The following is a 16,889-nucleotide window of genomic DNA, read 5'->3' as shown; positions in this document are numbered from 1 at the left end:
TTCATGTCGGAGAGCTTACCACTGTGCGGCGCTCGGCTCAGCCCTGCTGCCCGGCCAGCTCCCGCTCCAGCTCGACCAGGCGCTCGGGGGTACCCACGTCGACCCAGCGCCCGCGATGATGGGTGCCGCCGATGCGGCCGGCGTGCATCGCCGCACGCAGCAGCGGGGCCAGGGGAAACTCTCCCGGTGATTGCTCGGCCACCAGTGCCGGGTCGAGCAGGCTGAGCCCGGCGAAGGTCAGGCGCGGTTCGCCTTGGGCGTGTACCCGGCCGGTGTCGTCGAGACGGAAGTCTCCTGCGGGGTGGTGCAGGGGGTTGTCGACCAGTACCAGATGGGCCAGGTCGCCGGCATCGAGCGATGTCAGGGTAGCCGGATCGAAATCGCTCCAGACGTCGCCATTGACCAGCAGGAAAGGCGAATCGCCCAGCAGCGGCAGCGCCTGGAGAATACCGCCGCCGGTCTCCAGCGGGTGTGTTTCCCGGCTCCAGGCGATGTTGACGCCATGCTTGCTGCCATCGCCCAGCGCCGTAATGATCTGCTCGGCACGGTAGCTGACGTTGATCACCACGTCATGAATCCCGGCCGCCGCCAGCCGCTCCAGGTGATGCGCTATCAGAGGCTTGCCAGCCACCGGCAGCAGAGGCTTGGGACAGTGATCGGTCAATGGCCGCATACGCTTACCGAGACCGGCGGCGAGGATCATGGCTCTCATGGCGACTCCGGGGCGGGGGCGATTCCGCTGGGCAGACGTCGCGCCAGAGCGGGGCGGAAGCTGTCCACGAGCCAGTGCTGGAAGGCGGCATGCTCAGGCAGTGAGACGAGGCTCTCCTCGAGATGGGCGAGGAAGTGCGGCAGGCGTTCGAGATAGCCATCGCGGCTGTCGCGCAGGGTCAGGCGGCAGAAGATGCCGAGCACTTTGAGCGCCCGCTGGGCGGCCATGGCCTGGACCTGGCGATGAAAGGTCTCGCTGGCAGTGGAGCTCGGCAGGCGACCGTCGCTGATCGCCTGCTGCCGGAACGCCTCGACCCAGGCGGCGAAGCGCGCGGGGGGGAAGCGGCAGTAGCGTCCGCGCAGCAGCGAGATCAGGTCGTAGCTGATAGGGCCGGCCACGGCGTCCTGGAAATCGATCAGGTAGAGTCGTTCGTCGTGCACCATCAGGTTCATGGCATCGAAATCGCGGTGTACCGTGACCACCGGCTGGGTCAGAGCGGACTCGATCAGCGCCTCACGCAGTTCGTTCCAGCCGGGGGGCAGAGCGGTCTCACCGAGCCACTCGCCGAGGCACCATTCGGGAAAGAGATCCAGCTCGCGGCCGAGCAGGGCGGCATCATAGACCGGCAGGGCTTGAGGGCCGGCGCGGTTCTGCAGCTCATGGATCAATGCCATGGCGCTCTCGTGCCAGGCCAGGGTGTCGGCATGATCGACTCCGGCGAAGAGGCTCTGCAGCGGCGTGTCGCCTAGATCGTCGAGTTCGAGGAAGCCCGCTTCGAGGTCCACCGCATGCAGTGCCGGTACCGGCAGGCCGCCGGCTCGCCAGCGCCGGGCGATCTCGACGAACGGCCGGCTGTCTTCCTGAGCGGGCGGGGCATCCATCAGCATGCGCGAGCGGCCGTCGGGCAGGTGCAGGCGGAAGTAGCGGCGGAAGCTGGCATCGCCTGCGGCCAGGCGCAAGTTCAGCGTTGCGGCAGGCAGCCGATGTTGCACGGCCGCCCAGCGGCGCAAGGCTTCGAATCGCGTCGAGGTATCGTCCGGGTTCATGCGGGCTCCTTGTCGTGCCGGACGGTGCCGGTTGACGCTCGTGGGGCGCCGCCGCATGCTGAGCGATCAGGCGCATACGACAGGCTGTGTGCGGTCTGTATAATACCGATTCTCTTCGCCAAGAACATCGAGGGAACATGGGCAAGCGACATGCAGGAACGGCGTTGGCCGGGCTGTTCACATCCGGCCTGGCGCTTGGCGTGCCACAGGCGCTGGCGCTCGAGCCGTTGCCGGCATGGCAGCTCGACTGGCACCCCTGGGGCGAAGATCGCCCCGCCGAGGCGCTGTGCCGTGGCGTCTATGTGATGCCCGCCTATCGCCTGCCTGCCACCCAGGTGCCCGATCAGGTCCGCTCCGAGTCCGACAGTGCCTATTACGGTGAAGATGGTGAGACCATTCTCGGCGGCGAGGTGATCCTGCGGCGCGGCGATAGCCAGCTCGAGTCGCCGCGGGTGAGCGTGCCGCCGGAGCGTGAGCGAGCCTATGCCGAGGGGCCGCTTGCCCTGCGCGATCTCAATCTGCTGGTGCGCGGCGAGGCCGGGGAGGTTTCGCTGGTCAGCGATGCCGCCAGCGTCGATGCGGCGCATTTCGTGGTACACGACCAGCGTTTGCGTGGCGACGCGATGCAGATGGAGCGACTCGAGGATGGCCGTTTCCGGCTCACCTCGGCGAGTTTCACCACCTGCGATCCCGGCAGCAATCTGTGGCAGCTGGTTACCGGTGATCTGGTACTGGATCGTGAAAGCGGTTTTGGTACTGCGCGTCACGCACGCCTGGAGGTGGGGCGGGTACCGGTGTTCTACTGGCCCTGGGTGCGTTTCCCCATCGACGACCGGCGCCATACCGGCTTCCTGTGGCCCGAGCTGGGGCTGTCGGGTGGTGCGCTGGACTACGCCCATCCGTTCTACTGGAACATCGCGCCCAATCACGATGCCACCATCGTACCGCGCTGGATCAGCGACCGCGGCCTGCTGCTTGGCGGCGAGTACCGCTACCTCTATCCCAGCGATGCCGGCCAGCTCGAAGGGGCCTACATTACCAGTGACGGCGGTGGTTCCAACGACAACCCCAACGACCCCTCGCGGCGCTACGAGGGCGAGGATCGCTGGTATGTCGACTACAGCCACAGGGGACGCTTCGATTCGCGTACCAGCTACAATCTGCGTTACGGTGCGGCCAGCGACGGGCGCTACTTCGACGATTTCGGCAGCCCCTTCGGCGACGACCCCAACAACATGCCGCGCCTGGCCCAGCTCAACTACCGCGGCGATGTGTGGAATCTCGATGCGCGCGCCCAGGGCTACCAGCGTCTGGACGATCCGCTGCAGGATCGCAAGAAGCCCTTCTATCGCCTGCCCAGCCTGACCGCCAATGCGCGCTGGAGCCAGCCCGGGGGGCTGTATCAGCAGTGGCGCTCCAACGTCACCTATTTCTGGCGCGACGTGGACCGCAACCGGGTTCCGCTGCGTGAAGCGGCCGTCGGCACACGTTTGCATCTCTCGCCAGCCACCGGCTGGCGCTTCGACGAGACCTGGGGCCACCTCGAACCCCGTGTGGAATGGCTCTACACCGCTTACGACCTCGACTACGGTGAGCGGGTGACGGATCGCGACACCTCGCTGCAACGTGCGGTCCCGGTCTCTTCGATCGATGGCGGCCTGATCTTCGAGCGCGAGCTGGAACTCGGCGGGCGCGACTATCGTCAAACCCTGGAGCCTCGGCTCAACTACGCCTACGTACCGGCCCGCGATCAGCGTGAATTCCCCGATTTCGACAGCGACGAGCGTGCCTTCTCCTGGAACCAGCTCTGGTCGCCACACCGTTTTTCGGGGTCCGATCGTGTCGGCGACCTCAACCGCCTCTCCTACGGCGCCAGCACTCGCTTCCTGGAGGATGCCAGCGGCCGCGAGCGCTTCATGCTTGGCATGGGCCAGTCGGTCTACTTCGAAGACCGTAACATCGACATGGCGGGCGATCCCGACACCCTGCCTTCACCGGATGCCGACGATGGGGAGCGTCTTTACCAGGCGACCCGGGATCGTTCACCGGTGGTGACGCGGCTCGACTGGCGTATCGACGATCGCTGGAGCACGCACTATGAATTGCTCTATGACGACCAGCGCAGCCGTACCGAGAGAAGCAGTGTGGGTGTCGCCTATCGCGATCCTCGTGGTCACGTGTTGAACCTTGCCTATCGTTGGCAACTCGAAGGGTTCGACCCTTCGGGAGAAGACGAGGACCGCCTGGGTTATGATCGCGAGGAGTACGAGCTCTCCTTTGCCTACAAGGTCAACCCCAGGATTGATCTGATCGGCCTCTACCTGTACGACCATACCAATCGTCGTAGCCTGGATCAGGTGGCCGGTGTGCAGTGGAACGACTGCTGTTATGGACTGCAACTGGTCTGGCGTGAGTGGGTCAACGACAACGACACCGCCAATACCATTAACGATGATTTCAACGAGCGTGGCCTGTTCCTGCGCTTCGTGTTCAAGGGACTGGGCGGCGTCGGCGGCGATGCCGGTGACTACTTCGAGCGGGCCATTCCAGGCTACCGTGCAGCGGCTTTCTGACCGCTGCGGGACGCCTTACAAGTGAGACATATGAGAGGAAAGAGAACCATGCGGATTTCGCCAATTGCCACCCTGGGTGCCCTGGGCATGGCCCTGTGCCTCGGCGCCTTGCCGCTGACAGCCATGGCCCAGGACTTCCGGCCGGTGCAGCGGCAATCACTGGATCGAATCGTGGCCGTGGTGAACCAGCAGGCCATCATGCAGAGCCAGCTCGAGGAGCGTATGGATCAGGCGCGCAGCCAGCTTGCTGCCCAAGGGCAGGGGGTGCCGCCCGAGGCGATGCTGCGTGAACACATGCTGGAGCAGATCATTCTCGAGGAGATCCAACTGCAGATGGCGGCGGACGCCGGGCTCAGCATCGATGACACCGCTCTCAATCGCCAGATTCGCGAAATCGCCGAAAGAAACGGCATGTCCCTCGATCAGTTTGCCGATGCACTGGAGGCGGACGGCCTCACCATGGCGTCGGTACGCGAGGAGATCCGTCGCGAGATGCTGATGCGCGAACTGCACCAGCGACAGGTCGGCGGCCGGGTCAACGTCAGCAATCGTGAGGTCGAGCGTTTCATCGAGCAGCAGGGCGGCAACGTGAGCCAAGACCAGGCGCGCCAGATGGTGTTCCAGCGCAAGGCCAACGAGGCGCTCGACGCCTGGCTGCAGGAGATCCGCGCCGAGGCATTCGTCGACAACCGGCTCGCCAACGGGCGTTGAGCACAGTGGCGAGTTCTGGCCCCGTGCTGGCCGTGACCACCGGCGAGCCTGCCGGTATCGGTCCCGAACTGACCTTGCAACTGGCGCTGGAGGAGCCTCCGCCAGGGCGAGTCGTGGCGATAGGCGATCCTAGGCTGCTGGCCGCACGGGCCGCGCTGCTTGGCCTCGATGTCGGCCTGCTCGAACTTTCACCGGGCGAACCGGTGCCGGCTGCACGGCCCGGCGTACTGCCGGTATGGTCGGTGGCACTGCGTGCACCTTGCCAGCCGGGGCGACTTGCGGTGGCCAACGCCGGCTATGTACTCGAGACCCTCGACGTGGCGATCGAAGCGTGTCGCCAAGGGCATGCCGATGCCATGGTCACGGCCCCACTGCACAAGGGCGTGATCCTCGATGCCGGCCATGCCGGCTTTCGCGGCCACACCGAGTACCTGCGTGATGCCTGCGGCGTCGACGAGGTAGTGATGATGCTGGCCACCGACAGCGCCCTGCATGCAGCGCAGCCCGGTTGGCAGGGCGCTACGGCGCTGCGGGTGGCCCTGGCCACCACCCACCTGCCGCTGAGTGAGGTGGCAGGGGCCATTACCGGACCAGGCCTCGAGAGTATCCTGCGTATCCTGCACGCCGACCTGGTGCGCTGGTTCGGCGTTGCCGCACCGCGCATCGCCGTATGTGGACTCAATCCTCACGCAGGGGAGGGTGGGCACTTGGGGTGTGAGGAGATCGAGGTGATCGAGCCTTGCCTCGAACGCCTGCGCGACGAAGGCTTCGCCCTTGACGGACCGCTGCCGGCCGATACCCTGTTCACGCCACGTCACCTGGCCGGCGTCGATGCCGTGCTGGCGATGTATCATGACCAGGGCCTGCCGGTACTCAAGTATGCCGGCTTCGGTCGTGCTGCCAACGTCACCTTGGGGCTGCCGATAGTGCGCACCTCGGTGGACCATGGCACGGCGCTGGACCTGGCCGGCCGTGGCCTGGCCGATGCAGGCAGCCTGCGGGTTGCCGTGGCACTGGCCGCCCAAATGGCAGGCCGCTGCTCGACCGCGACAACTTCCTGACGAACGCACAGACAAGGATTCATTGAATGGCATCGCGCCCGCCGGTCCATCGCGCTCGCAAGCGCTTCGGCCAGAACTTCCTGCGTGACCCCGGCATCATCTCGCGAATCGTGCGCGCCATTGCGCCGCGCCCCGACGATCGGCTGGTGGAGATCGGCCCGGGCCAGGGTGCCTTGACCGAGCCGCTGATAGCAGCGGCAGGTGGCCGGCTTGAAGTGATCGAGCTGGATCGTGACCTGATCCCGGGCCTGCGCGTGCAGTTCTTCAACTATCCTGACTTCGTCGTGCATGAGGGCGATGCGCTGAAGTTCGACTTCCGCGCCCTGCGCGGCGAGAGCGAGCCGCTGCGGGTGGTAGGCAATCTGCCCTATAACATCTCGACGCCGCTGATCAGCCACCTGCTAGAAGCTGGCGATGCCATTGCCGACATGCACTTCATGCTGCAGAAGGAAGTAGTGGAGCGCCTGGCTGCCGAACCGGGCGGTGCCGACTGGGGGCGGCTCTCGGTGATGGCGCAGTACCGCTGTCGCGTCGACGACCTTTTCACGGTGCCGCCGGAGGCGTTCGTGCCGCGTCCCAAGGTGGACTCGGCCATCGTGCGGCTGACGCCTTTCGTCGAGCTGCCATGGCCTGCCAAGGACGAGGCGCTGCTGTTCAATGTCGTGCGCCAGGCCTTTGGCCAGCGACGCAAGACCCTGCGTAATAACCTCAAGGGACTGATCGAGGGCGAGGCCATGGCGGAACTCGGTATCGACCCCGCGCGGCGGCCCCAGACCCTTACCGTCGAGGAGTTTGTTCGCATCGCCAACTACCTGGCCGCTACGGAGGCGACGTCATGACCCAGACGCCGGACATGCCACTGGAACGGGAAGTGCTGGTCGACGTGGAGCCCGCCTTTCGCGACGACGAGTCCTCACGCGACGAGTCGCGCTACGTGTTCAGCTATACCGTGACGATTCACAACCACTCCAAGCGCAGCGTGCAACTGCTGGCGCGGCACTGGCGCATTACCCAAGGCAGCGGCAAGGTGCAGGAGGTTCGCGGCAAGGGTGTGGTGGGGCAGCAGCCGATGATCGGCCCGGGGCAGACGTTCCGCTATACCAGCCGGGCGATTCTCGATGGCCCGGTGGGCGTGATGGAAGGGGCATACACGTGCGTCGATACGGCCAGCCAGCGACCCTTCGAAGTCACCATCGCCCCCTTCCGCCTGGCCGGCCCCAACCAGGTACACTGACCGCATCGGTCCGGGGTGGCCTGCGGGTTGCCTGGGTTTCCACACCAAGCTGCAAGGAAAGTGCCCATGACCGCCTACGCCATCGGAGACTTGCAGGGCTGCCACGCCGAGTTCGTCGAGCTGCTTGAGCGAATCGACTTCGATCCCGACTGCGACCGCCTGTGGCTGGCCGGCGACCTGGTCAATCGTGGCCCCGAGTCGCTCGCCTGCCTGCGTGAGGTGCGTGCGCTGGGCGATGCCGCGCTGACCGTGCTCGGCAATCACGACCTGCACCTGCTTGCAGTGGCACGCGGTGGAGCACGGCTCAACCGCAAGGATACCCTCGATGACATCCTGGCCGCCCCCGACCGCGAGGCGCTACTCGACTGGCTGCAGTCGCGGCCGCTGCTGGTGCGCGAGACCTTCGACGGACAGGGTGATACCGTGATGACCCATGCCGGACTGCTGCCGCAGTGGTCGTTGCCAGAGGCGGCCGGACTTTCCAGCGAGGTCGAGGAGAGGCTCGGCAGCGAGCGCAGCGGCGACTTTCTCGAGCGAATGTACGGCAACGAGCCGGCCTGCTGGCAGGCGTCGCTCGACGGCATCGATCGCCTGCGGGCCATCGTCAACGTGCTGACGCGGATGCGCTTCATCAATGCCGACGGCTGCCTCGACTTCAGTGCCAAGGAGGGGCTCGACAGCGCTCCTGCCGGTTTCGCTCCCTGGTTCCGTTATCCTCGCCCTGACGACGTGCGCCTGCTGTTCGGCCACTGGGCGGCCCTGGAGGGGCATGCCGAGGGTGCGCGGGTGCGCGTCGAGGCGCTGGATACCGGCTGCGTATGGGGCGGTAGCCTCATTGCGTTAAACTTCGCCACCGGCGAGCGCATCGGCGTGCCCAGTCGCCAGCGCCGCTGATCATACCTGCTACTTGGGAGGCCTCATGCCGACCCCCCCATTCCAACACCTGACGATCGATACGCTAACGGCCTGGCTCGACGCCGAGACAGCGCTGACGCTGGTCGATATTCGTGACTCCGGGAGCTTCGGTGCCGGACACATCCCTGGTAGTCGTCATCTCGATAACGACAGCGTGCCGGCGCTGCTCGAGGCCGCGCCGCGCGAGCAGCCGCTCGTGGTGGTGTGCTACCACGGCCACTCCAGCCAGCAAGCCGCGGCCTGGCTGGCAGGGCAGGGCTTCGCCGAGGTCTACAGCCTCGATGGCGGCTTCACCGAATGGGAGTACCGCCTGCCTGAAAGAGTGGAGCGTGGTCGCCCATGAGTGGAGTGCGGGACCGCTGCCTCGAAGGCCTCGCGGTCTACCGCGTGGGTGGGGCGGTGCGCGACGCTCGGCTTGGCTGGCCCACCGTCGATACCGACTGGGTGGTGGTGGGGGCGACACCGAAAGAGATGCAGCGCCGCGGCTTCCGTCCGGTGGGGCGCGACTTCCCGGTCTTCCTGCACCCCGCAACTCACGAGGAGTACGCTCTGGCTCGCACTGAGCGCAAGTCCGGCCATGGCTACACCGGCTTCGAGGTGCACGCCAGCCCCGACGTGACGCTGGAGGAGGATCTGGCCCGCCGTGACTTGACCATCAACGCCATGGCCGAGACCCCGGAGGGCAAGCTGGTCGACCCCTATGGCGGTCAGCGGGATCTCCATGACAAGTTGCTGCGCCATGTCTCGCCGGCCTTCGTCGAGGACCCGCTGCGCGTGCTGCGGACCGCGCGCTTCCTGGCGCGTTATGCCGGGCTCGGCTTCGACATCGCCGGGGAGACCCGCTCGCTGATGCGCGAGCTGGCCGAGAGCGGTGAGCTTTCTCACCTGGTGGCCGAGCGGGTCTGGACCGAGACCGAGAAGGCGCTGGGCGAGCCCGAGCCGGCGGTCTACTTCCGCACCTTGCTGGACTGCGGGGCGCTGCCGGTGCTGATGCCGGAGCTCAGTGCGGATGGTCCGGCGTTGGAATCCGCATTGGCAAGGCTCGATAGCCTGCCCGATGGCATGCCCGACGAAGAACGCCCCCGCTGGCGCTGGGCGCGCTTGGTGGAGCATCTCGAAGAGGACCGGCAGGCGGGGCTGGCCGAACGCCTGCGCCTGCCGCGAATCTATCGCGACCTGGGGCGCCAGGCGGCGCTGACCCGTCAGCTGCGTCAGCAGGCGTCGCATGGTGCGAATGACGTCAAGGACTGGCTGGACGGTATCGATGCCTGGCGGCGCAGCGAGCGCGTGGAACCCTTGCTCGCGCTGCTGGCACTGGATGCCCCGGCACTCGCCGCGACGCTCACACGAGCCTGGCAGGCGGTATCGCGACTCGAGGCGAAAGCCCTGGTGGCGGAAGGTTTTCATGGCGGTGAATTGGGCGCGGAGCTGGCCCGTCGTCGTCGGGCCATACTCGAGAGGGAGCTGGTGCAACCGTAGGCCTGCTGAATCCATGCTGCCCCGGTCGCCTGGGCCTAGCTCGACGTACTGCGCTGCCAGTCGAGCTCGACCGGCCACAGGCGTTGCTCGCCAGGCTTGAATTCCGACCATAGCTTGGCGTAGGTCCGCCCGACCTCTGGATGCGGTGTATCCGGCAGTAGTTCTGAGAGCGGTAGCAGCACGAAGGCGTGGTGAAGGATCTCGTCGCGCGGCAGCATGACGCCGTCGTGCTCGCCGACCAGGTCGCCCACCGTCAGCAGGTCGATGTCCAGCGTTCGCGGGCTGAACTTGGGCGTGCCCGGACGTCGGCCGTGTTCGCGCTCGATGCGCTTGCACCAGGCCTGAAGCTCCCCGACCGACCAGTCGCTGTGAAATACCGCCACCAGATTGAAGAAGTTGCGGCCATCCTCGAAGCCGACCGGTTCGCTTTCATAGACACGCGATACGGCAATGTCGTCGAAGGCGGCGGCGAGGGCATCCAGGCACGCCCGAATGTGGCGTTCGCGGTCGATGTTGCTGCCGATGCTGACGCTTACCTGGGTCATCGAGCGCTCCCCGGGCGAGTGCCGCGTTCGATGCGCACGCCCACAGCGGCGGCGGCGGGTACGGCGCCTGGCTTACGCAGTGTCAGCCGCAACCATGGCACGCCGAACTCGTCGATGAGCAACTGGGCAAGACGTTCGGCGAAGGTTTCCACCAGGGCGAAGTCGTGTTCGTCGGCGAAGCGGGCGATGCGCTGGCTGATGGCAGCGTAGTCGAGTGTCTTGGTCAGGTCGTCGTCAGTCGCCGCCGGGCGGATGTCGGTAGCCAGTTCCAAGTCAAGCGTCAGGCGCTGGCGAATGGTGCGCTCCCAGTCGTAAACACCAATCACCGTCTCGAACTCGAGCGACTCGATCAGTATGCGGTCCATGCGCGGCCCCTGAGAAAAAGGAGGCCCGATTGTACTGAGCGAGGCGCGCGATTGACAGGCTTGCGGCGCTGTCCCCGGGGCGCCGGGACTGGCAGAATCCATTGAGGTGCATGGAGAGCGTGGAGGGCAGTTTGGGCGAAGCTTGGTTGCCGCTGTTGGGCCTGTCGCTGCTGGGCTATCTCAGCGGTTCCTGGCTGGGTGCGCTGTGGGTCTGCCGTCTGGCGGGCGTCGGCGACCCACGCCAGGAAGGCTCCGGTAATCCCGGTTTCTCCAACGTGCTGCGGCTGCACGGCTACCGCTTGGCCGTGGCGACCCTGCTGCTCGATGCCTGCAAGGGCATGCCGGTGTTGTGGCTGGCCATGGCGCTTGGCATGGCGCCATGGGCTCAGGGCGCAGTGGGGCTGGCCGTGCTGCTGGGGCACAGCTATCCGCCCTGGCATCGCTTCCGTGGCGGCAAGGCGGTGGCCAGTGCCTTTGGCGTACTGCTGGTGCTGACGCCCTGGGTCGCGCTGTGCTGTGCCGTGCTATGGGTGTTGCTGGCCTGGCGGGTGCGCACCGCGGCCGTGGCGTCGCTGGCCAGCGCCGGGGTCGCTCCGTTGGCCAGTGTGTGGTTGGCCCCGGACTACGTGCTGGTGGTGATGGCCTTCACCGGGCTGGTGCTGTTGCGCCATCTGCTCAATATTCGGCGCCTCAAGGTAGGCGATGAGCACACGCTTTGAGTTCCGGGTGAATCTGGCTCAGGCGGGGGCTTCCAAGGTTGCCATCGGCCAGCGTGGTACCGCTTTCATACTGCCGATCACGTCGCGCTCTCCGGCCAGCAGTCGCTGTGCACCGGCGAAGGCGATCATGGCGCCGTTGTCGGTGCAGAACCTGCCGCGGGGGTAGTAGACCTGCGCGCTACGCTTCTCTGCCTCGCGCTCGAGGCGCTCGCGCAGGCGCAGATTAGCACTGACCCCGCCGGCCATCACCAGGCGTTTCAGCCCGGTGTCATCCAGCGCCCGGCGGCACTTGATCACCAAGGTATCGACCACGGCCTCCTCGAAGGCCCGAGCCACGTCTGCGCGCGCCTGCTCGTCGAGCTCGCTGTTCCGTTCCAGTTGGCGAAGGGTGGTCAGGGTATGCGTCTTGAGCCCGGAGAAGCTGAAGTCGAGGCCGGGTCGGTCGGTCATCGGGCGTGGGAAGCGAAAACGCCCTGGATTGCCGCTCTCGGCCAGCCGGGCAACCTGGGGGCCGCCGGGATAGCTCAAGCCAAGCATCTTGGCGGCCTTGTCGAAGGCTTCACCGGCGGCATCGTCGACCGATTCTCCTAGCAGGCGATACCGGCCAAGCCCCTGGACTTCCACCAGCTGGGTATGACCGCCGGAAACCAGCAGTGCCACGAAGGGAAAGGTGGGCGGAGACTCCTCCAGCATGGGAGCCATGAGATGACCTTCCATGTGATGCACGCCGAGCACCGGGATGGCTAGGGCGCGTGCCATGCCATGGGCGGTGCTGGCGCCGACCATCAACGCGCCGACTAGTCCCGGCCCGGCGGTGTAGGCGATGCCATCCAGCTCGTGGCGGGTCATGCCGGCCTCGTCGAGTACCTGCTGGATCAGTGGCAGCAGGCGCCGGGTGTGGTCGCGCGAGGCGAGCTCCGGCACCACGCCACCATATTCGGCATGCATGGCGACCTGGCTGTAGAGGGCGTCGGACAGCAGGCCGCGGTCGGTGTCGTAGATTGCGACGCCGGTCTCGTCGCAGGAGGTCTCGATGCCAAGGACTCGCATGGGCAGGCTCGTGAAGAGTGAAAGCCGGCATTCTAGCAAATCGGGGCGTTGCCATCCCGCTTCTGGCACGCGGAATTTGCAATGCTTGGTGTCGCCGACTAAACTACTGTGCGCTGTACAATTGGGTCGTGTGCCCAGACTAGGGTATGCGTTCAAACCGAACTCAAGATTCTAAGGTAGGTGAGTGCTTAATGCCTTCTGTCAAAGTACGTGATAACGAGCCGTTTGACGTCGCGCTGCGTCGCTTCAAGCGTTCCTGTGAAAAAGCCGGCATCCTCTCCGAAGTGCGTCGTCGCGAGCATTACGAGAAGCCGACTGCAGAGCGCAAGCGCAAGGCAGCCGCCGCGGTGAAGCGTCACGCCAAGAAGCTCCAGCGTGAGCGCAAGCGTTTCGAACGGCTCTATTGATCCGTACTAACGGGGTGCCGACGCCTTGGGCATCGGTGCTCCTGGAAGGATGACCAAGCGGCTGCCGTCAGGTGGCCGCTTGTTTTTCACGCCCCGCTCCACTTCATACTTCTACTATCCCAACGGGAGGTGGCGAGACCTGCATGGCCGGCCAGATCCCTCAGCGTTTCATTGATGACTTGCTGGCGCGTGTCGACGTGGTCGAAGTGGTGGGTGAGCGAGTGCAGTTGAAGAAGGCTGGGCGTAACTATTCCGGCCTGTGCCCCTTCCATCAGGAAAAGACGCCATCGTTTACCGTCAGTGCCGACAAGCAGTTCTACCACTGCTTCGGCTGCGGTGCCCATGGCAACGCCCTGCGCTTCCTGATGGAGTACGACAAGCTTCGTTTTCCCGAGGCGGTAGACCAGTTGGCTTCGCGAGTTGGGCTCGAGGTGCCGCGAGAGGGTGCCGACGATCCGCGCGCCCAGGCGCGTGAACGCAAGCGTCAGGAAGGGGTCAACCTTCTAGAGCTGGCGGCCAGCTTCTATCGTGAGCGGCTGAAGATGTCCGAAGGGCAAGCGGCACGGGAGTACCTGGCCCGACGCGGCCTCTCGGAAGAGGTGCAGCGGGATTTCGGTATCGGTTATGCCCCGGACGATTGGGAAGCGCTCAAACGCCACCTGAGTGCCCGGGACATAGTGGAAGCGGTGCAGATCGAATACGGCCTGCTGGTGCAGCGCGAAGATACCGGGCGGACCTATGACCGCTTTCGCGACCGGGTGGTCTTCCCAATTCGCGACGTGCGGGGACGCACCATCGCCTTTGGCGGCCGGGTGCTCGGCGATGCCAAGCCCAAGTACCTGAATTCGCCCGAGACGCCAGTCTTTCACAAGGGGCGTGAGCTCTACGGGTTGTTCGAAGCCCGGCAGGCCAATTCGCGGCTGGAACGAGTGGTCATCGTCGAGGGCTACATGGACGTGGTGGCATTGGCCCAGTTCGGCATCCGCAATGCCGTCGCCACGCTGGGTACTTCCACCAGCGAGGAGCATCTGGCTCGGCTGTTTCGCATGGTCAGTGAGGTGGTGTTCTGCTTCGACGGCGACAAGGCGGGGCGCCAGGCGGCCAGTCGCGCGCTGGAAGCCGTGCTGCCGCAGATGATCGACGGGCGTGAGGCGCGCTTCCTGTTCCTGCCCGAGGGTGAAGACCCGGATACGCTGGTGCGCCGTGAAGGGCGTGAGGCCTTCGAAGATCGCATCACCTGCGCCAGTCCGCTGTCGGAGTTCCTGTTCGACCAGGCGGCAAGGGGGCGCGATCTGGCGCGGGTCGAGGATCGCGAGCGTTTTGCCAGCCAGGTGTTAAAGGCGGCGAGCCGCCTGCCCCAGGGCATGTTGCAGACGGTATTGCTGGGAGAGCTTGCGCGCCGTACCGGGGTCGATCAGTCGCGCTTCGAAGCGCTTCTGGCGAAGGAAGAGAGCATGGCGGTGACACCGGCCGAGCCAAGCGTTGCGCCTGCACAGGCTCCTGTTGGTCGGGGCGCGGCGAACGATGTGCAGCAGGCCAAGAGCGGATCGCTGGGGTTGGTGGCACGGGTGATACAGCTGCTGGTACATGAGCCGTCGTTGGTCGAGCGTTTGCCCGCGGAGGACGATTGGTGTCCCGAGGGGGATGAGGACGCCGCGCTGTGCCTGGAGCTGGTGCGACTGTTGCGTGCCGGCCGCTATCGCAGCCCGCAGGTGGTGCTGGCTCACTTCCAGGGCAGTGCCCAGGGGCAGCGGTTGGCGGTGCTGGCCCGACGCGAGCTGCTGATTCCGCGTGATACGCGGGGCAAGGAGTTGGAAGGGCTTGTCGACTACCTCCAGCGCCATCGCCAGAGGCAGTCACCGCAGGAGGAGTTCGAGGCCTTGCTGGCGAGGGAGCGCGGCGGCGAGCGTTTGCCGCTCGAGGCGAGGCAGCGTCTGCAGGAATTACTGGTTGAGCTGATGCGTTAGCCGGCGGGGGTTGTTTTCTCGCTTCCCAGCCCCACATGGGGAAGGGCAGGCCGCTGTCGGCATAACCGTTAAAACTAACATACCTGAGTGTTTGAGCAAATGGGGCCGTACTGGCGGGCCCGTGTGGTTTCCCGCTATACTATTGGGCTTCATGAGTTTTCTCCACCCCAGCGCTTCAGGTGCTTCATTCTTCTTCGTCGAGATAGGGTTTCTATGGCTGGAAATGCGCAGCAGCAGTCACGTCTGAAGGAGTTGATCGCGCGTGGCAAGGAACAGGGCTACCTGACCTATGCCGAGGTCAACGACCACCTTCCCGAGGATATTGCCGATCCCGATCAGGTAGAAGACATCATCGGCATGATCAATGACATGGGTATCAGCGTCGTCGAGGAGGCTCCCGACGAAGATACCTTGATGATGTCCGATCACTCCGCCGACGAGTCGGCTGCTGAAGAAGCCGTGGCTGCCCTGGCAGCGGTGGAGAGCGACGTGGGCCGCACCACCGACCCCGTGCGCATGTACATGCGCGAGATGGGTACCGTGGAGCTCTTGACCCGCGAGGGTGAGATCGAGATCGCCAAGCGTATCGAGGAAGGTACGCGCGAGGTTATGTCGGCCCTGGCCTGGCTGCCCGGCGCGGTAGACTCGATTCTCGAGGCCTACGATGCGACTCAGAACGAAGAGGCGCCTGGCCGTCTCTCCGATCTCTTCTCTGGCTTCATCGATCCTGACGAAGGCATTCCCGGCGTGGCCGAGGCCGAGGTTCCCGAGGAGGAGCTCAGCGCCGTTGGCGATGACGACGACGCCAGCGACGACGATGACGAGGATGCCGGCGAGGCGGAGGAGGAGAGCTCCGGCGGTCCCGACCCTGAAGAGGCCAAGGCTCGCTTCGAGCAGATCCGCGAGCAGAACGAGCTGGTGCGTGAGGCGCTTGCCAAGCACGGCCGGGGCAGCGCGGAAGCTCAGGTCGAGATGGAGCGTCTGGCCGAGCTGTTCTCGCCGATCAAGCTGGTGCCCAAGCACTTCGAGCGCCTGGTCGGCCAGGTGCGCATCAGCGTCGAGCAGGTGCGCGCCCAGGAAAAGGCAGTGATGCAGCTTTTCGTCAAGAAGGCCAAGGTGCCGCGCAAGAGCTTCATCAAGGCGTTTCCCGGCAACGAATCGCGCCAGGAGTGGATCGACGAATTCATGGGCAATCACGCCAAGTTCGCCGAGCGCCTGGAGCCGCTGCGCGCCGATATCCAGCGCTCCCAGCGTCGTATCGCCTTCGAGGAGGACATGGTCCAGTTGCCGGTGTCTGAGCTGAAGGAGATCAACCGCAGGCTCTCCATCGGCGAGGCCAAGGCGCGCCGGGCCAAGAAGGAGATGGTCGAGGCCAACCTGCGCCTGGTGATCTCGATCGCCAAGAAGTACACCAACCGCGGCCTGCAGTTCCTCGACCTGATCCAGGAAGGCAACATCGGCCTGATGAAGGCGGTGGACAAGTTCGAATACCGCCGTGGCTACAAGTTCTCGACCTATGCCACCTGGTGGATTCGCCAGGCGATCACCCGCTCGATCGCCGACCAGGCGCGCACCATTCGTATCCCGGTGCACATGATCGAGACCATCAACAAGCTCAACCGCGTGTCGCGGCAGATGCTGCAGGAGATGGGTCGCGAACCGACGCCCGAAGAGTTGGGTGAGCGCCTCGAGATGCCCGAGGACAAGGTGCGCAAGGTGCTCAAGATCGCCAAGGAGCCGATCTCCATGGAGACGCCCATCGGCGACGACGATGACTCGCACCTGGGCGACTTCATCGAGGACAGCACCATGCAGCTGCCGGTCGACCTGGCCACCGGCGAGGGCCTGATCGAGGCGACGCGTAACGTGCTGGGCGGCCTTACCGCGCGTGAGGCCAAGGTGCTGCGCATGCGCTTCGGCATCGACATGAACACCGATCACACTCTCGAGGAAGTCGGCAAGCAGTTCGACGTCACTCGCGAGCGGATTCGTCAGATCGAGGCCAAGGCACTGCGCAAGCTGCGCCACCCGAGTCGCTCGGAGCCGCTGCGCTCGTTCCTCGACGAGTAAGCTGGAGCGCTCCTGAGCCTGGAGCTCCCGATGAA

17 protein-coding genes are annotated in these 16,889 nt (G+C 65.4%); 12 read left to right on the top strand and 5 right to left on the bottom strand.

Annotation, left to right across the window (positions count from 1 at the left end; translation table 11 throughout):
- Positions 1 to 37: 37 nt before the first annotated feature.
- Positions 38 to 712: an N-acetylmuramate alpha-1-phosphate uridylyltransferase MurU gene (murU, locus tag SPH52_RS00140; protein WP_411792974.1), complete on the bottom strand. Its 675-nt coding sequence runs from the start codon at positions 710 to 712 to the stop codon at positions 38 to 40.
- Positions 709 to 1,758 (bottom strand): aminoglycoside phosphotransferase family protein, encoded by a 1,050-nt coding sequence (locus SPH52_RS00135; RefSeq protein ID WP_411792973.1) that lies wholly within the window; start codon positions 1,756 to 1,758, stop codon positions 709 to 711. The genes murU and SPH52_RS00135 overlap by 4 nt, the downstream gene beginning before the upstream one ends.
- Positions 1,759 to 1,895: 137 nt before the next feature.
- Between SPH52_RS00135 and SPH52_RS00130 the strand changes: the two genes are divergently transcribed.
- The 8 genes from SPH52_RS00130 to SPH52_RS00095 all read left to right on the top strand — a co-directional run bounded on the left by SPH52_RS00130 (position 1,896) and on the right by SPH52_RS00095 (position 9,731).
- On the top strand, positions 1,896 to 4,331 hold the full coding sequence (locus SPH52_RS00130; protein ID WP_411792972.1) for an LPS-assembly protein LptD: 2,436 nt from the start codon (positions 1,896 to 1,898) through the stop codon (positions 4,329 to 4,331).
- A 48-nt stretch (positions 4,332 to 4,379) separates the two neighbouring features.
- Positions 4,380 to 5,042, top strand: a complete 663-nt coding sequence (locus SPH52_RS00125; RefSeq protein ID WP_411792971.1) for a SurA N-terminal domain-containing protein — start codon at positions 4,380 to 4,382, stop codon at positions 5,040 to 5,042.
- A 23-nt stretch (positions 5,043 to 5,065) separates the two neighbouring features.
- Positions 5,066 to 6,103 (top strand): 4-hydroxythreonine-4-phosphate dehydrogenase PdxA, encoded by a 1,038-nt coding sequence (pdxA, locus tag SPH52_RS00120; RefSeq protein WP_411792970.1) that lies wholly within the window; start codon positions 5,066 to 5,068, stop codon positions 6,101 to 6,103.
- 26 nt (positions 6,104 to 6,129) lie between these two features.
- Positions 6,130 to 6,942 (top strand): 16S rRNA (adenine(1518)-N(6)/adenine(1519)-N(6))-dimethyltransferase RsmA, encoded by an 813-nt coding sequence (gene rsmA / locus SPH52_RS00115; RefSeq protein WP_411792969.1) that lies wholly within the window; start codon positions 6,130 to 6,132, stop codon positions 6,940 to 6,942.
- A complete protein-coding gene (gene apaG, locus SPH52_RS00110; RefSeq protein WP_411792968.1) occupies positions 6,939 to 7,337 on the top strand; it encodes a Co2+/Mg2+ efflux protein ApaG in 399 nt (132 codons plus the stop codon). Before rsmA ends, apaG begins: the two co-directional genes overlap by 4 nt.
- Before the next feature lie 66 nt (positions 7,338 to 7,403).
- Positions 7,404 to 8,231 carry a symmetrical bis(5'-nucleosyl)-tetraphosphatase gene (locus tag SPH52_RS00105; protein WP_411792967.1) on the top strand — a complete coding sequence of 276 codons (828 nt, stop codon included), beginning with the start codon at positions 7,404 to 7,406 and terminating at the stop codon, positions 8,229 to 8,231.
- 25 nt (positions 8,232 to 8,256) lie between these two features.
- Entirely contained in the window at positions 8,257 to 8,595 is a 339-nt protein-coding gene (glpE, locus tag SPH52_RS00100; RefSeq protein WP_411792966.1) for a thiosulfate sulfurtransferase GlpE, read from the top strand.
- Positions 8,592 to 9,731, top strand: coding sequence for a polynucleotide adenylyltransferase (locus SPH52_RS00095; RefSeq protein WP_411792965.1), 1,140 nt, complete (start codon positions 8,592 to 8,594; stop codon positions 9,729 to 9,731). The genes glpE and SPH52_RS00095 overlap by 4 nt, the downstream gene beginning before the upstream one ends.
- Before the next feature lie 35 nt (positions 9,732 to 9,766).
- Here the strand turns inward: SPH52_RS00095 and folK are convergent, their stop codons facing one another.
- Together folK and folB are read right to left on the bottom strand one after the other, a co-directional pair.
- A complete protein-coding gene (gene folK / locus SPH52_RS00090; RefSeq protein ID WP_411792964.1) occupies positions 9,767 to 10,276 on the bottom strand; it encodes a 2-amino-4-hydroxy-6-hydroxymethyldihydropteridine diphosphokinase in 510 nt (169 codons plus the stop codon).
- Entirely contained in the window at positions 10,273 to 10,641 is a 369-nt protein-coding gene (folB, locus tag SPH52_RS00085) for a dihydroneopterin aldolase (protein ID WP_411792963.1), read from the bottom strand. Before folB ends, folK begins: the two co-directional genes overlap by 4 nt.
- Positions 10,642 to 10,751: 110 nt before the next feature.
- On the opposite strand from folB, the gene plsY reads away from it, so the two are divergent.
- Positions 10,752 to 11,360, top strand: coding sequence for a glycerol-3-phosphate 1-O-acyltransferase PlsY (gene plsY / locus SPH52_RS00080; RefSeq protein WP_411792962.1), 609 nt, complete (start codon positions 10,752 to 10,754; stop codon positions 11,358 to 11,360).
- Positions 11,361 to 11,378: 18 nt separating this feature from the next.
- Here the strand turns inward: plsY and tsaD are convergent, their stop codons facing one another.
- Positions 11,379 to 12,410, bottom strand: coding sequence for a tRNA (adenosine(37)-N6)-threonylcarbamoyltransferase complex transferase subunit TsaD (gene tsaD, locus SPH52_RS00075; RefSeq protein ID WP_411792961.1), 1,032 nt, complete (start codon positions 12,408 to 12,410; stop codon positions 11,379 to 11,381).
- Between the two features lie 191 nt (positions 12,411 to 12,601).
- Between tsaD and rpsU the strand changes: the two genes are divergently transcribed.
- The 3 genes from rpsU to rpoD all read left to right on the top strand — a co-directional run bounded on the left by rpsU (position 12,602) and on the right by rpoD (position 16,854).
- A complete protein-coding gene (gene rpsU / locus SPH52_RS00070) occupies positions 12,602 to 12,817 on the top strand; it encodes a 30S ribosomal protein S21 (protein WP_010629611.1) in 216 nt (71 codons plus the stop codon).
- A 143-nt stretch (positions 12,818 to 12,960) separates the two neighbouring features.
- A complete protein-coding gene (gene dnaG / locus SPH52_RS00065) occupies positions 12,961 to 14,784 on the top strand; it encodes a DNA primase (protein ID WP_411792960.1) in 1,824 nt (607 codons plus the stop codon).
- A 213-nt stretch (positions 14,785 to 14,997) separates the two neighbouring features.
- Positions 14,998 to 16,854, top strand: coding sequence for an RNA polymerase sigma factor RpoD (gene rpoD / locus SPH52_RS00060; protein ID WP_411792959.1), 1,857 nt, complete (start codon positions 14,998 to 15,000; stop codon positions 16,852 to 16,854).
- The last annotated feature ends 35 nt before the right edge of the window (positions 16,855 to 16,889 follow it).

Origin of the sequence: Halomonas sp. A29 (assembly GCF_046723295.1) — a bacterium.
Classification (GTDB): domain Bacteria; phylum Pseudomonadota; class Gammaproteobacteria; order Pseudomonadales; family Halomonadaceae; genus Halomonas.
The sequence above is the reverse complement of the archived record's forward strand: the minus strand, read 5'-3'. Positions and strand labels throughout refer to the sequence as shown.

What these genes read in the sequence shown, in the direction of transcription:
- apaG (WP_411792968.1), top strand. Translation starts at nt 6,939, where the DNA reads ATGACCCAGACGCCGGACATGCCACTGGAACGGGAAGTGCTGGTCGAC.
- rpsU (WP_010629611.1), top strand. Translation starts at nt 12,602, where the DNA reads ATGCCTTCTGTCAAAGTACGTGATAACGAGCCGTTTGACGTCGCGCTG.
- folK (WP_411792964.1), bottom strand. Translation starts at nt 10,276, where the DNA reads ATGACCCAGGTAAGCGTCAGCATCGGCAGCAACATCGACCGCGAACGC.
- murU (WP_411792974.1), bottom strand. Translation starts at nt 712, where the DNA reads ATGAGAGCCATGATCCTCGCCGCCGGTCTCGGTAAGCGTATGCGGCCA.
- folB (WP_411792963.1), bottom strand. Translation starts at nt 10,641, where the DNA reads ATGGACCGCATACTGATCGAGTCGCTCGAGTTCGAGACGGTGATTGGT.
- SPH52_RS00095 (WP_411792965.1), top strand. Translation starts at nt 8,592, where the DNA reads ATGAGTGGAGTGCGGGACCGCTGCCTCGAAGGCCTCGCGGTCTACCGC.
- glpE (WP_411792966.1), top strand. Translation starts at nt 8,257, where the DNA reads ATGCCGACCCCCCCATTCCAACACCTGACGATCGATACGCTAACGGCC.
- dnaG (WP_411792960.1), top strand. Translation starts at nt 12,961, where the DNA reads ATGGCCGGCCAGATCCCTCAGCGTTTCATTGATGACTTGCTGGCGCGT.
- plsY (WP_411792962.1), top strand. Translation starts at nt 10,752, where the DNA reads ATGGAGAGCGTGGAGGGCAGTTTGGGCGAAGCTTGGTTGCCGCTGTTG.
- SPH52_RS00135 (WP_411792973.1), bottom strand. Translation starts at nt 1,758, where the DNA reads ATGAACCCGGACGATACCTCGACGCGATTCGAAGCCTTGCGCCGCTGG.
- SPH52_RS00105 (WP_411792967.1), top strand. Translation starts at nt 7,404, where the DNA reads ATGACCGCCTACGCCATCGGAGACTTGCAGGGCTGCCACGCCGAGTTC.
- tsaD (WP_411792961.1), bottom strand. Translation starts at nt 12,410, where the DNA reads ATGCGAGTCCTTGGCATCGAGACCTCCTGCGACGAGACCGGCGTCGCA.
- SPH52_RS00125 (WP_411792971.1), top strand. Translation starts at nt 4,380, where the DNA reads ATGCGGATTTCGCCAATTGCCACCCTGGGTGCCCTGGGCATGGCCCTG.
- SPH52_RS00130 (WP_411792972.1), top strand. Translation starts at nt 1,896, where the DNA reads ATGGGCAAGCGACATGCAGGAACGGCGTTGGCCGGGCTGTTCACATCC.
- rpoD (WP_411792959.1), top strand. Translation starts at nt 14,998, where the DNA reads ATGGCTGGAAATGCGCAGCAGCAGTCACGTCTGAAGGAGTTGATCGCG.
- rsmA (WP_411792969.1), top strand. Translation starts at nt 6,130, where the DNA reads ATGGCATCGCGCCCGCCGGTCCATCGCGCTCGCAAGCGCTTCGGCCAG.